Below are 11,841 nucleotides of genomic sequence, written 5' to 3'. Positions count from 1 at the left end.
CGCTTGCTCTACCCACGTCCCCATGACGCGTCCCCATGACGCGTCCCCATAGAGAACGGATCAAGCCATGGCAGCAACGCCGCATGCCCAGGGCAAAGACCGAGACCGAGACCAAGACCGAGACCGAGACCAAGACCAAGACCGGGACCAAGACCGGGACCAAGACCGGGACCGAGACCAAGACCGGGACCAAGACCGGGACCAAGACCGGGACCCATCCGGGCAGGCACGGAAGTCCGACCAGGCACGGAAGAACCCCGGCATCGCCCGCATCATCAGCGCGAGCCTGATCGGCACCACCATCGAGTGGTACGACTTCTTCCTCTACGGCTCGGCCGCCGCGCTCGTCTTCAACACCCTCTTCTTCCCGACGAGCGACCCCCTGGTCGGCACCCTCCTCGCCTTCCTCACGTACGCCGTCGGCTTCGCGGCACGGCCGCTCGGCGGTGTCGTCTTCGGCCACTTCGGCGACAAGATCGGCCGCAAGAAGCTGCTCGTGCTGAGCCTGCTGATGATGGGCGGCGCGACGTTCGCGATGGGCCTGCTGCCCACGCACGCCACGCTCGGCGTCGGCGCCCCGATCCTGCTCACGGTCCTTCGCCTGGTCCAGGGCTTCGCGCTCGGCGGCGAGTGGGGCGGCGCCGTACTCATCGTCTCCGAGCACGGCGACGACAAGAACCGCGGCTTCTGGGCCTCCTGGCCGCAGGCCGGCGCCCCCGGCGGCAACCTCCTCGCCACCGGTGTCCTCGCGCTGCTCGCGGCCGTGCAGTCGGACGAGGCGTTCCTCGCCTGGGGCTGGCGGATCCCGTTCCTGCTCTCGGGCGTGCTGGTGATCATCGGCCTGTGGATACGGGTCTCGGTGTCGGAGTCCCCCCTCTTCCTGGAGGCGCAGAAGCAGGAGGCGCAGAAGCAGGAGGCGCAGAAGCAGGAGGCGCAGAAGCAGGCCGCGGCGGGCGCCGCCAAGGAGAAGGAGAAGGAGGAGGCCCCGGTGGTCGAGGTCTTCCGGCACAACTGGCGCGGCGTCCTGACGGCCATCGGCACCCGGCTCGGCGAGAACGTCTCGTACTACATCCTCACGGCCTTCGTCCTCGTCTACGTCACCGTGCATCTGGAGTTGCCCAAGAGCACCGCCCTGAACGCCGTACTCATCGGCTCGGCCGTGCACTTCGTGACGATCCCTCTCTGGGGCGCCCTGTCCGACCGCATAGGCCGCAGGCCCGTCACGCTGATCGGCTCCTTCGGCATGGCGGTGTGGGCCTTCGCCTTCTTCGCGCTCGTGGACAGCGAGTCCTTCGCCGTGATCACCCTGGCGGTCACGGTGGGGCTGCTCTTCCACGGGGCGATGTACGGGCCGCAGGCGGCGTTCATCTCCGAGATGTTCGATACGAGGGTGCGGTACTCGGGGGCCTCGATGGGCTCGCAGCTGGCGTCCATCATCGGCGGGGCGCTGGCGCCGATCATCGCGGTGGAGCTGCTCAAGGACTACGAGTCCGCGACGCCGGTCGCGCTGTACGTCTGTGTCACGGTGGTCATCACGACGCTGACGGTCCTCGCGGCGAAGGAGACCCGAGGCCGGTCCCTCGCCCAGCGGACCCACACTCCCGAGCCCTCCTCCTCCACCGCCCCCTCGGCAACAATCGGAACCTGACCGCGCACCCCGCTCCCCGCACCCCGCTCCCGGAGGCGACCGCCGTATGCCCAGCTCAGCCGAGGCCGCCCGCCGGGAGCACGCGACGTCCGCCCTGCACGCGCTCCTGGACCTGCTCGCCCACGACGCCCCGGCCGAGCACTTCGCCCGGCCGGCCGCCGCCGCGCGCGCGGCCGGGGCATCGGCCGCCGAGTTGGGGGTGATAGACGAGGCCACCCAGACCGCGCTGCGGGTGCGCCGCACCCTGAATCAGCACCAGCGCCGGGAGGCCGAGCTGACCGCCCTGTTCGACACGGCGGGCGACCTCGCGGCGCTGCGGGACCTGGACGCGGTGCTCCGCGCCATCGTGCACAGGGCCAAGCTGCTGCTCCGTACCGACGTCGCGTATCTGACCCTCAACGACGACGCGGCGGGCGACACCTTCATGCGGGTGACCGACGGCTCCGTATCCGCCGCGTTCCAGAACCTGCGCCTCGGCATGGGCGAGGGACTCGGCGGCCTCGTCGCCCAGACCGCCCGCCCCTACGCCACCGGCGACTACGAGGTCGACCCCCGCTTCCAGCACACCACCCCCATCGACAGCGCCGTACTGGAGGAAGGCCTGCACGCCATCCTCGGCGTACCGCTGCGGCAGGGCACCCACGTCATCGGCGTGCTCTTCGCCGCCGACCGCACCGCCCGCGCCTTCACGCCCGACGAGGGGGCGCTGCTCTCCTCGCTCGCCGACCACGCGGCCATCGCCATCGACAGCGCCCGCCGGATGGAGGAGACCAGGGCCGCACTCGTGGACCTGAACGCGGCGTCCCACACGATCCGCGCGCACAGCGAGGCCCTGCGCCGCGCCGAGGACGCGCACGACCGCCTGACCGATCTCGTCCTGCGCGGCGGCGACTTCACGGAGGTCGCCACCGCCATCGGCGCGCTGCTGCGGGGCGGCACCCTCATCCACGACACGGACGGCACCGAACTCGCCCGGGTCGACGCCGCCCCCCGTACACCCCTGACCAAGGCCGTCGCCGCCTCGCGGGCCAGCGGCCGCGCGGTGTCGCAGGACGGCACCTGGGTGTGCGCGGTCCTGGCGGGCCCGGAGCTCCTGGGCAGCATCGCCCTGACCGACCGCCCCGACCTGGGCGAGGCGGACCGCCGCCTCTTCGAACGCGCGGGCGTGGTCACCGCCCTCCTCCTGCTCCTTCGCCGCTCGGCGGCCGAGGCCGAGGACCGCGTACGCGGCGAGCTGCTCGGCGATCTGCTGTCCCTGACCGGCACTCCGGGGCGCCTGACGGCGCGGGCCCGCAAGCTGGACGTGGACCTGACCCTCCCCCACTCGGTGTTCGTCGCCCACGGCGAAACGACACCCCGGCAGTCCCTCCTCAACGCGGCGGCGCGCGCGGCCCGCGCCCGCGAGGGCCTGTCCGGCGTGCACCACGACCAAGTGGTCCTGATCCTCCCCACCACCGACACGGCGACCTGTGCCCGCGCCCTCTCCACCGACCTGACCCACACCACCGGCTCCCCGGTCACGGTCGGCGCCGCGGGCCCCGCCACCGGCCCAGCGGCCCTCGCCCAGGCCCACACAGAGGCCCTGCGCTGCCTGTCCGCCCTGCGCGCCCTGGGCCACACGGGCCAGGGCGCGGACCTACCGGACCTCGGCTTCCTGGGCGTACTCCTGGGCGACGACACGGACCTGGACTCCTACGTACGCCGCACACTGGGCCCGGTCCTGGACTACGACGCCAAGCGAGGCACGGAACTCGGCCACACCCTGCGGGCATATTTCGCTGCCGGAATGAGCCAGTCGAAGGCAAAGGACGCCCTCCACGTGCACGTGAACACGGTGGTCCAACGCCTCGACCGGATAGCCCAGTTGCTGGGCCCGGACTGGCAGTCCCCGGAACGCTCACTGGAGATCCAACTGGCGCTGCGGCTGCATGCGGTGAGCGGCGCCTGAATCCGAATCACGAGCTACCCGAACGGATCAGAACTCAAGAAGCCCCGCTCACCGGGCCGCCGCTAACGTTCCAGCCATGGACATCACCATTCACACGACGGCCCTCCCGCACGACGACCCGGACGCGTCCGTGGCCTTCTACCGCGACGCCCTCGGCTTCGAGGTCCGCAGCGACGTGGGCCAGGGCAAGATGCGCTGGATCACGGTCGGCCCGGTCGACCAGCCCGGCACCTCCATCCTCCTGGCACCACCGGCCGCCGACCCCGGGATCACCGAGGCCGAGCGCCGCACCATCCTCGAGATGATGGCCAAGGGCACCTACGGCTGGATCCTGCTGGCCACCCGGGACCTGGACGCCACCTTCGCGAAGGTGCGGGCCGCGAACGCCGAGATCGCCCAGGAGCCGACCGAGCAGCCGTACGGCGTCCGCGACTGCGCCTTCCGCGACCCCGCGGGCAACTTGATCCGCATCCAACAGCTGCGCTGAAGGGAGTCGCCCCGTGTGTCACCCCGCATGGTCACGCGCACGCACGACCGCACAGCACCTCACTGACCTGGCACGCCTGCGCCGCGTCCGAGACCGGCTCGACCGGGAGTACGCACAGCCCCTGAACATCGAGGTGCTGGCGCGCGACGCACGCATACCGCCCGGAGAGCTGAACCGACAGTTCCACGTCGCCTACGGCCAATCGCCGTACGCGTACGTGATGAGACGACGCACCGAACAAGCAAAGAACCACGCACCCCGCCAGACCACCCATAGCCAGACCACCCATAGCCAGACCACCCACAGACCGGTCAGGAATCAAGAAGCACAGTCGCCCACCCCAGAACTAGCGTGACGGACATGAACTCCATCGAATCCGTCACCCTTGAGGTGGCCGACCTGACGGCCGCCACCGACTTCTACACGGCGTTCGGTCTGGCCACGCAGATAGGCCTGCGCCCCGCCTCGGAAGAACCGACGACCGGCTTCCGCGGCTTCTCCCTCTCCCTCACGGCGTCCCAGCCGGCGGACGTAAAAGCCCTCATAGCCGCTGCCCTAGACGCCGGCGCCACCCCCCTGAAACCTGTCGCGAAGTCCTTCTGGGGCTACGGCGGCGTAGTCCAGGCCCCCGACGGGACGATCTGGAAGGTCGCCACGTCGTCCAAGAAGGACACGGCCCCGGCCACCCGGAAGTTCAACGAGATGGTGCTCCTCCTGGGAGCCACGGACGTACAGGAGAGCAAGCAGTTCTACATCTCCCAGGGCCTCTCCGTGACGAAGAGCTTCGGCAGCAAGTACGTCGAGTTCGCAGCCACAGATTCGAGCCCCATCAAACTGGCGCTGTACGGACGCCGCGCCCTGGCCAAGGACGTAGGCGTCCCGGCAGACGGCACAGGCTCACACCGCGTGGTACTGGGCAGCCCCACAGCCCCCTTCACAGACCCGGACGCCTTCACGTGGGAGCCGGCACGCACCTGACGCAACTGAAGCAAGGTACGCACCGTACGCACCGGGAGAACAGGACATTGGACATGGCAGCAGCACCGCCACGTGGGCTCGAGGAGAGACTGCGGGACACCCGCGCGAGACTGGAGAACGACGTAGACCTCTGGGTCGCGACACCGGGCTCCCCGGGCGTCCACCTCATCCCCCTCTCCTACCTCTGGAACGGAACCACGTTCCTCATCTCAACACCCCGCGCCTCGATCACCGCCCGCAACCTGCTCTCGGACCCCGGAGTACGCCTTGGCATCGGCCCGACCCGCGACGTAGTAATCGTCGACGGCACAGCAGAGCCACTGGATCTCGCGGACCTCGCCCCGGAGACGGGCGACGCATTCGCGACCAAGACGGGCTTCGACCCACGCAAGCTCGACGACCACCCCTACCAGTACTTCCGGATCCGCCCGCGCCGCATCCAGGCCTGGCGAGAGGCGAACGAACTACAGGGCCGCGACCTCATGCGCGACGGCCACTGGCTCACTACTGGGGCTCCTACCGGGGCACACCAGCACAGCACGATCCGCTAGGCTGTCAGCGGTCAGTGGGCTAACCGAGCAAGATCGCCCACGGACCCCCGCCTTCGTAGCTCAGGGGATAGAGCACCGCTCTCCTAAAGCGGGTGTCGCAGGTTCGAATCCTGCCGGGGGCACCAGTTCAGAAGGGGTCCACCTCCGGATTTTCGGAGGTGGACCCCTTCTGACATCCAGATCTGACATCAACGGCGGCGGTCACTGACGACCGGGGCGCCTCCTGAGCAGCCGGTCCATATGACTCATGGCCTCGCGCTGGGTGGTAGACGTTCCGCGGCTCGACCTGGCGGCCGGTTCGGGTGGTGAAGACGTATCCCGACTCGTGCCACTGCTCCCCCGCCTTTGCGCGAGCGGCGGCCTGTCGCATCCGGTGCCAGCGCAGTGGTGCGATGCAGAGCGCGGGCAGCGGGACGGCGCGACGGCGGCGGCTCTTGGGGTCGTCGTCGTAGAGGACTCCACGACGCCGCTGGGTCTGCTGACGGACGTAGAGGACGCGGTTCTCGAGGTCGAGGTCCGACCAGCGGAGACCGACGATCTCTCCGCGACGCAGGCCCATGGCTATGGCGAGGACGAAGGCCGCGTAAAGCGGATCCCTGCGGGACGCGACGAGGAAGTCGAGCGTCTCGTCCAAGCTCCAGGGCTTCAGCTCCCGATTGTCCGTGCGGGGCGGCTCGACGAGCTTGGCGACGTTGCGCGTGATGAGTTCTTCGCGGCAGGCGGAGGTCAGGGCGGAACGCAGCACGCGGTGAGACTCCTTCGCCGTTGCTGCGGTGGCCGCCTTCTCCAGACGGACGAGGAAGCGACGTACGTCCGCGACTCCGAGGGATTCAAGCCTCTTCGCTCCGAGGATCGGCACCAGGTAGAGCCGGACGTGCGCCTCGTACTTGTCGTACGTGCTGAGCTTCCGCCGAGGCTTGATCACGTTGTCCAGCCAGTACGGGAGCCACTCGGAGAGCTTGGCCGAGCGAGTCGGTACGGGCACCCCCTGATCAACCTTGGCGAGCAGCGCGCGGCGCTTGGTGTCACACTCCTGCCAGGTCTTGCCGTAGGCGAACTTGCGGGCGCGGGTGCCGTCCGGCTGGAGCACGTAGACCGCGCACTGGTAGCGGCCATCCTTGCGCTTGGTGATCGTGCCTGCCCCATTGGGGTTGCGCTTGCGCTGGCCGGCCATCAGGCAGCCTCCTCGATCTGGCCGAGGATGAAGTCCCGGACGGCATCGGCAGGGATGCGGCGTGCGCTATCGATCTTGATGGAGATCAGGCGGCGGGAGCGGATCAGGTCGTAGACCTTGGAGCGCCCGAGCTTCAGCCGCTCCATAACTTCCGGCACAGTCAGCAGGTCAGCGGGGGCAGTGGTCATGCTGCGGCTCCGTCCAAGGCGAGTTGGTCGCGCAGGGCTTCACGGGCTGTGTCGCGGTTGAGCTGGAGATCTCGGGCGATCGTCGCGGCGAGGGCGGACTCACCTGGCGTGTGGCCGTGGCCCGCGTACTGCCAGTCGGAGAGGACGAGGACCGTGTCCGGCTCGCGGTCGTCCAGGCCGAGGGCGTCGCGGTCCTGTGCGGCGCGGAAGTCGGCGCGGGCCTGGCGGAGTTCGCCGAGGGTGGTCGAGTAGCGGCGGGACTTGGAGGAGAAGTGGCCCCGGAAGCCGAGCATGTGGGCCCATGCCCAAAGGCGTCGGTCTGGGTAGAGGGGATCGAGAAGTTTGCAGGCCTCTATCAATCGGCGGGCGTGGGCGGGGACCTGGTGGCGGTCGAGGTCGGCGAGTTCGGTGATTCGGCGGTCGAGGGTGCCGGTGTTCTCTGCGGCCTTGGTCGCGTACTTGGCGACGTACGAGGCGACGGCCTGTTCGGTGATGTCGGAGCCGTCGCCGAAGGCCTTGACCGGGCGTACATCGAGTTGGGCGCCCCAGCGGAAGGTACGGGCCGGTTGGTCGTCGGCGGCGGGGACCGAGGCCGAGGTGTACGGGTGCGCAGCAGCGGCGTGGATGGCGTCGGTGAGGAGGTCGACGCTCGCCCAGAACGGAGGCGGGGTGTCGGGTCCATCCGGGCCGTCGAGGCGGATCACGACGTGGAAGTGGAGGGCGCCGCGCTTTTGGAACTCGGCGACCTTGCCGTACGAGAGGCAGGCGGAGTCCTTGAGCGCGCGTTGGGTGAGTCCGGCGCGGGCGGCGATCTCTCGGCGTAGGCGCGTCGTGAATCTCATCCACAGGTCGCCTGCGTGGTTGTTGAAGAGGACGGCGGCGGCGTAGTCGTACGTGGTCGGGTCGAGGGCGGTGCCGAGGGCTGAGTCGTCGGTGGGGTGATGGGTGCCGCAGCGGCAGGTGCCACGGTCGGGCCGGTTGTGGACCGGGCCGAAGGACGGGGCGGTGAGCGTGGTGAAGACGCGTGGGTGGTCGCGGACCGTGGAGGGGACGTCGCGGCGGTCGTCTCCCGCCAGGCCTGCGCGGATGAGGTGGTAGGTGTCTCCGGCGTACGTCCAGGCGCAGGAGGGGCAGCGGGAAGCGCGGCGGTTGCCGCAGGCGAGGCGGAGGCGTCCGCCGGGTTCGTTCTGGGTGGAGTAGTGGTGGAGGGTCTCGCCGGTCGTCTTGTCCTTGGTGAGGGACCAGCCGGTGAGGTGGATCGGGTCGGAGCAGCCGCCGGTGCGGCGGATCTGGTCCTGCCAGCGGTCGAAGTCGGAGGCCGAGGCCACTCTCAGCAGGTCGCCGAGGGTGATCGGGTCGAGCTGCGTGTCAGACACGGGCGCCCTCCCGCGTGAGCGAGCGGTGGACCGTGGCGATGCCGTGGCAGTCCAGGCAGTGGGCGGTGATGGTGTGCAGGTGGCCGTGCCGATTGCGGCCGCCGAGGGTGATGGCGACGGAGGCGAAGCCGTCGCAGGACGGGCAGATGCGGGACGGCGGGCGGGTGCGTTCGGTCATGATGGGGCTTCCTTCCGGATCTTTGGTTCGGAGAGGGGCACGGCTCCCGGGCGGCGGAGACTTGGCGGTTGAGGCCGCCCGGGGCCGGTCAGCGGCGCTTGTGCTCGGCGGCGATGAGGGAGCGGACGACCAGGGCGCAGATGGCGAGCGAGGCGCCGGTGATGGCGACCGCGAGGAGCATGGAGACCAGGACGGCGCCGACGACCAGGACGACGGCGGTGCCGCTGCCGACGAGGGCGACGGCCGTGCCGGGCGTGAGCTGGACGGTGGGCCGGGCGGGAGCAGCGGGGGCGACGGGTGCCGGTGTCTGGGGCTGCTGGACGACGGCGGCCGGGATGGTGGTCAGCGGGGTGACGATGCCGGTCGGGGCGGGGTTGGTCGGGATCTTGGGGCGGAACATGGTGGATCTCCCTTCGCGGGCGGCTACTTGACGGTGGAGTCGATGGCGGGGGCGAGCAGGCTGTCTGCGAGGAGGTAGCCGCAGAGCAGGAGGACGATCACCAGCCACCAGGGCGGGTGGATGAGCTTGAGGCCGAGGTAGCCGACGACAATCAGGGCGAGCCAGAGCGGGACATCCATGGCGGGGTCTCCTCAGCGAATCAGCGGACCTTGCAGCGGTGGGTGCGGGCGGCGAGCTGTGCGGCCGACTGGCTGGCGTAGTCGGAGGACCAGCCGCAGCGGTCAGCGGTGCACACGGCGGCGTGCTTGGTCCGGCCGTGGCGGTCGCGGTGGGTGCCGATCTGGACGGGGCCGATCTGCATCACGGAGTGGAAGTGGTCGCGGGCGGGCATGTCGATCAGTCCTTCCGGGTGGGAGCGGGGAACTGCGCGCGGATGGCGCGTGCGGTGGCCGGGTCAGTGGTGCGCTGCGCGGCTTCCTCGGCGAGGAGGTGGGCCAGGTAGGGGCATCCGGCGGCGTGCATCTGCCGTGCGCCGTCGAGGTAGTCGGCGGTTGACAGATCGGCGGGGTTGCTGGTCATCCGGGGCTTCCTTCCGGTCTGGTCAGACGAGTTGGGCGGCGATGGCGTCGGCGAGCTGGGGCGGGACTCCGAGGCGGGCCCGGAGGGTGTCGGTGTCGATGCGGGAGCCGGTGCGGGCCTGGTGGTCGTCGGCGACCTTGCGGGCGTGGTCGACCAGGGCGGCCGGGACCGTGGGCGCAGGTTCTGCGGCGGGGAGTGCGGGGGATTCCACGGCCGCGGGGACTTGGGCGGCTTCCGGCTCAGTGACGGCCGGGGGCTCAGGTACAGATTCGGGGGCCGCGGGTGCCGACCGATCCGGCTCGGGAGTGGTCTCGGGTGCGTGGGCGGTGTGGGCCAGCAGCGTGCCGCCGAGGAACGCGAGGGCGGGCCAACCAGCAACGCCGAACCGGAGCCAGGCCGGAGGGTGCTCTAGGTCGAGGAACCCGGCGGTGGCGACGTTGGCGCCGAGGGAGGCCACCAGGGCGATCAGGAACCAGCACCAGGCGAGCCGGGACGGGCCCTCGCTGCGGAGCCGCCGCCAGGCCGCGACGAGAAGCAGGTCGACGCTGATCGGGTAGGCCCATGCCTTCCAGCCGTCTTGTCCGGCAGCGGCGGCAAGGTCGTGCAGGTGGGCGAAGGACAGGGCGCCAGCGATGAAGGCCTGAACGAGCACGGCATCCAGGCGGATCGCGGGCCGGGCCATTACGAGCCCTCGCCGGAGCAGTCCGGGTATTCCGGCCCGTCGGTCGGGTCGTAGTCAGTCGGCAGCGGCGGGAGAACACGACGGGGCAGCGAGGCGGCGACAGCAGCACCCGTGACGGCCACGAACTCCTCGTCGGCGTCGGGCAGGTCGGCGTACAGGGCCAGGGCGCCGAGCAGCTGCACTGTGCGGTTGAAGTCCTCGTAGGCGTCCACTGGTTCACCTCCGGATTTGGGCATGGGCGGGGTAGGGACGTGGCGCGGATGCGGTCGCGCCGACCGGAGTGCGGGAGGAGTCAGGCCGTGGCGGTGGCGGCCTTGGAGAGCGGCACGTGGGCCGAGGGCAGCGGGCCGACGACGGGCCGGAAGGCTGCCAGCTCGGGCAGGTCCGGGGTGCGGTCGGCGTGCCGGTTGCAGATGTTCACGGCTTCGCGCAGCGAGGTGTGCGGGGCGCGGATACGGGCCCAGCCGCCGGATGAGTCGCCGGTGACGGCGATGCCGGGTGTCTCGGGGGGGATCTGGATGGCGGCGAGTACGGCGTCCGGGGCGATGTCGCCGAAGGCCATGTTGGCGCTGGATTCGTCGTTGACGCGGTGGGCGGTACGGCCGGTGAGCTGGGCACGGAGCATCGTGATGCCCTTGCCGAGCTCGGAGCCGAAGCGCTGGCCGCAGATCTCCAGATAGATCCCGGCGGCGCGGCCGAGCTGGGCGAGGCGGACCAGGTCCGTGATGATCCGGTCGCGCCGCTTCTCCTCGTCCTTGCTGGCGTAGAGGGCGAGTTCGGCGACCTCGTCGACCAGGACGACGACGGGTACGGGCCGCAGGTCCTCGCGGAGATCCCAGATGTCGGCGGCGATCTCCGCATCGGGTACGCCGACGCTGATGCGCTGCTCGGCGCGTATGAGCTCGTAGACGGTCTCCATGTGGGAGACGAGTGCGTCGAGGAGTTCGAGGGCGGTGTCCGGGTTGTCGGCGAGGGCGGAGAAGCGCCGGGCGAGCGGGAAGAGTTCGACGCCTTGTTTGCAGTCGATGCCGACGAGGGCGACGTCCTGCGCGGCGAGCCCGGCGACGAGGTTGCGCTGATAGACGGACTTGCCCGACTCGGTGGCGCCGAGCGTGAGCCCGTGCGGCACGGCCCGGTAGTCGCGGTAGTGCACGGCGCCGTCCTCGCGCAGGGCGACGGGAATGCGCATCGGGCGACTGTCGGTCGCGGCGGGCATCTGCACCCGCTGGAGCACGTCGTACCCAGTCATCCGCAACTCGACGACGCTGGAGCGCAGTTCGCGGGAGGTGACGCCGTACATCCCGAAGGAGTGGCGAAGCCGATCGGTGGCGGCCGAGACGTCGAACGCGTCCTGACCGGGACGGAGCTTGAGGCGTAGGACGAGACCGGTGCGGGTGGGCCGCAGCCGCAGAATGCGCGGTGCTCGCGCCTCAGGCACTGGCCGCTTGGCCATTCGGGCGAGGGAGAGGCGCCAACGCGAGGGCGGGACGGTGAGACCGCAGGCCTCCATGACTGAGGAGTAGCGGACCAGGACCCGTAACGCGGCGAACGTGACGCCGAAGCTCACCCAGTACCAGGCGGGGCGCCGCCACCGCAGGATCACTGCGGAGGCGACGACCAGCAGAAGCAGCGCGACCGTGAACCCTGTCATG

Annotated in this window: 15 protein-coding genes, 1 tRNA gene and 2 pseudogenes; 7 read left to right on the top strand and 11 right to left on the bottom strand. The window is 70.3% G+C overall.

The features are described from left to right. Window positions 1–67: 67 nt before the first annotated feature. The 7 genes and pseudogenes from E2651_RS18770 (at window position 68) to E2651_RS18740 (ending at window position 5,737) form a co-directional block, all read left to right on the top strand. Entirely contained in the window at window positions 68–1,648 is a 1,581-nt protein-coding gene (locus tag E2651_RS18770) for an MFS transporter (protein ID WP_245238985.1), read from the top strand. A 46-nt stretch (window positions 1,649–1,694) separates the two neighbouring features. Beyond that, window positions 1,695–3,596 carry a GAF domain-containing protein gene (locus E2651_RS18765; protein WP_135332320.1) on the top strand — a complete coding sequence of 634 codons (1,902 nt, stop codon included), beginning with the start codon at window positions 1,695–1,697 and terminating at the stop codon, window positions 3,594–3,596. Between the two features lie 76 nt (window positions 3,597–3,672). After that, complete coding sequence (locus E2651_RS18760; protein ID WP_135332319.1) at window positions 3,673–4,083, top strand: VOC family protein; 411 nt, start codon at window positions 3,673–3,675, stop codon at window positions 4,081–4,083. A gap of 13 nt (window positions 4,084–4,096) precedes the next feature. Next, window positions 4,097–4,327: pseudogene (locus E2651_RS45340) on the top strand (AraC family transcriptional regulator); the annotation flags it as partial. A 116-nt stretch (window positions 4,328–4,443) separates the two neighbouring features. Then, entirely contained in the window at window positions 4,444–5,061 is a 618-nt protein-coding gene (locus E2651_RS18750) for a glyoxalase (protein ID WP_135332317.1), read from the top strand. Window positions 5,062–5,114: 53 nt separating this feature from the next. Further along, a complete protein-coding gene (locus tag E2651_RS18745) occupies window positions 5,115–5,612 on the top strand; it encodes a pyridoxamine 5'-phosphate oxidase family protein (protein ID WP_135332316.1) in 498 nt (165 codons plus the stop codon). Window positions 5,613–5,661: 49 nt separating this feature from the next. Beyond that, window positions 5,662–5,737: transfer RNA gene (locus tag E2651_RS18740), tRNA-Arg, on the top strand. Window positions 5,738–5,813: 76 nt separating this feature from the next. Here E2651_RS18740 and E2651_RS18735 read toward each other — a convergent pair. From E2651_RS18735 to E2651_RS18685, 11 genes and pseudogenes are all read right to left on the bottom strand, one after another. Then, window positions 5,814–6,786, bottom strand: a pseudogene (locus tag E2651_RS18735) (tyrosine-type recombinase/integrase). Then, window positions 6,786–6,974 (bottom strand): helix-turn-helix domain-containing protein, encoded by a 189-nt coding sequence (locus E2651_RS18730; protein ID WP_135332314.1) that lies wholly within the window; start codon window positions 6,972–6,974, stop codon window positions 6,786–6,788. The pseudogene E2651_RS18735 and the gene E2651_RS18730 overlap by 1 nt, the downstream one beginning before the upstream one ends. Further along, window positions 6,971–8,350 (bottom strand): replication initiator protein RepSA, encoded by a 1,380-nt coding sequence (repSA, locus tag E2651_RS18725; protein WP_135332313.1) that lies wholly within the window; start codon window positions 8,348–8,350, stop codon window positions 6,971–6,973. Before repSA ends, E2651_RS18730 begins: the two co-directional genes overlap by 4 nt. After that, the gene (locus E2651_RS18720) at window positions 8,343–8,528 is read right to left on the bottom strand and encodes a hypothetical protein (protein WP_135332312.1); all 186 of its coding nucleotides are present in this window, start codon (window positions 8,526–8,528) and stop codon (window positions 8,343–8,345) included. The genes repSA and E2651_RS18720 overlap by 8 nt, the downstream gene beginning before the upstream one ends. Window positions 8,529–8,616: 88 nt before the next feature. Beyond that, a complete protein-coding gene (locus E2651_RS18715) occupies window positions 8,617–8,928 on the bottom strand; it encodes a SpdD-like protein (RefSeq protein ID WP_135332311.1) in 312 nt (103 codons plus the stop codon). 23 nt (window positions 8,929–8,951) lie between these two features. Further along, a complete protein-coding gene (locus E2651_RS18710) occupies window positions 8,952–9,107 on the bottom strand; it encodes a hypothetical protein (protein WP_135332310.1) in 156 nt (51 codons plus the stop codon). Between the two features lie 20 nt (window positions 9,108–9,127). Beyond that, on the bottom strand, window positions 9,128–9,319 hold the full coding sequence (locus E2651_RS18705) for a mobile element transfer protein (protein ID WP_135332309.1): 192 nt from the start codon (window positions 9,317–9,319) through the stop codon (window positions 9,128–9,130). 5 nt (window positions 9,320–9,324) lie between these two features. Continuing rightward, window positions 9,325–9,507: a hypothetical protein gene (locus tag E2651_RS18700; protein WP_135332308.1), complete on the bottom strand. Its 183-nt coding sequence runs from the start codon at window positions 9,505–9,507 to the stop codon at window positions 9,325–9,327. Between the two features lie 22 nt (window positions 9,508–9,529). Continuing rightward, window positions 9,530–10,189, bottom strand: a complete 660-nt coding sequence (locus tag E2651_RS18695; protein ID WP_135332307.1) for a DUF2637 domain-containing protein — start codon at window positions 10,187–10,189, stop codon at window positions 9,530–9,532. Further along, window positions 10,189–10,401: a hypothetical protein gene (locus tag E2651_RS18690; RefSeq protein WP_245238984.1), complete on the bottom strand. Its 213-nt coding sequence runs from the start codon at window positions 10,399–10,401 to the stop codon at window positions 10,189–10,191. The genes E2651_RS18695 and E2651_RS18690 overlap by 1 nt, the downstream gene beginning before the upstream one ends. 80 nt (window positions 10,402–10,481) lie before the next feature. Beyond that, the gene (locus E2651_RS18685; RefSeq protein WP_135332305.1) at window positions 10,482–11,840 is read right to left on the bottom strand and encodes an FtsK/SpoIIIE domain-containing protein; all 1,359 of its coding nucleotides are present in this window, start codon (window positions 11,838–11,840) and stop codon (window positions 10,482–10,484) included. Window position 11,841: the final 1 nt, after the last annotated feature.

The organism is Streptomyces sp. MZ04, assembly GCF_004684775.1.
GTDB lineage: Bacteria > Actinomycetota > Actinomycetes > Streptomycetales > Streptomycetaceae > Streptomyces.
The sequence above is the reverse complement of the archived record's forward strand: the minus strand, read 5'-3'. Positions and strand labels throughout refer to the sequence as shown.

What these genes read in the sequence shown, in the direction of transcription:
- E2651_RS18770 (WP_245238985.1), top strand. Translation starts at nt 68, where the DNA reads ATGGCAGCAACGCCGCATGCCCAGGGCAAAGACCGAGACCGAGACCAA.
- E2651_RS18720 (WP_135332312.1), bottom strand. Translation starts at nt 8,528, where the DNA reads ATGACCGAACGCACCCGCCCGCCGTCCCGCATCTGCCCGTCCTGCGAC.
- E2651_RS18760 (WP_135332319.1), top strand. Translation starts at nt 3,673, where the DNA reads ATGGACATCACCATTCACACGACGGCCCTCCCGCACGACGACCCGGAC.
- E2651_RS18705 (WP_135332309.1), bottom strand. Translation starts at nt 9,319, where the DNA reads ATGCCCGCCCGCGACCACTTCCACTCCGTGATGCAGATCGGCCCCGTC.
- E2651_RS18700 (WP_135332308.1), bottom strand. Translation starts at nt 9,507, where the DNA reads ATGACCAGCAACCCCGCCGATCTGTCAACCGCCGACTACCTCGACGGC.
- E2651_RS18685 (WP_135332305.1), bottom strand. Translation starts at nt 11,840, where the DNA reads ATGACAGGGTTCACGGTCGCGCTGCTTCTGCTGGTCGTCGCCTCCGCA.
- E2651_RS18695 (WP_135332307.1), bottom strand. Translation starts at nt 10,189, where the DNA reads ATGGCCCGGCCCGCGATCCGCCTGGATGCCGTGCTCGTTCAGGCCTTC.
- E2651_RS18730 (WP_135332314.1), bottom strand. Translation starts at nt 6,974, where the DNA reads ATGACCACTGCCCCCGCTGACCTGCTGACTGTGCCGGAAGTTATGGAG.
- E2651_RS18745 (WP_135332316.1), top strand. Translation starts at nt 5,115, where the DNA reads ATGGCAGCAGCACCGCCACGTGGGCTCGAGGAGAGACTGCGGGACACC.
- E2651_RS18750 (WP_135332317.1), top strand. Translation starts at nt 4,444, where the DNA reads ATGAACTCCATCGAATCCGTCACCCTTGAGGTGGCCGACCTGACGGCC.
- E2651_RS18710 (WP_135332310.1), bottom strand. Translation starts at nt 9,107, where the DNA reads ATGGATGTCCCGCTCTGGCTCGCCCTGATTGTCGTCGGCTACCTCGGC.
- E2651_RS18765 (WP_135332320.1), top strand. Translation starts at nt 1,695, where the DNA reads ATGCCCAGCTCAGCCGAGGCCGCCCGCCGGGAGCACGCGACGTCCGCC.
- E2651_RS18715 (WP_135332311.1), bottom strand. Translation starts at nt 8,928, where the DNA reads ATGTTCCGCCCCAAGATCCCGACCAACCCCGCCCCGACCGGCATCGTC.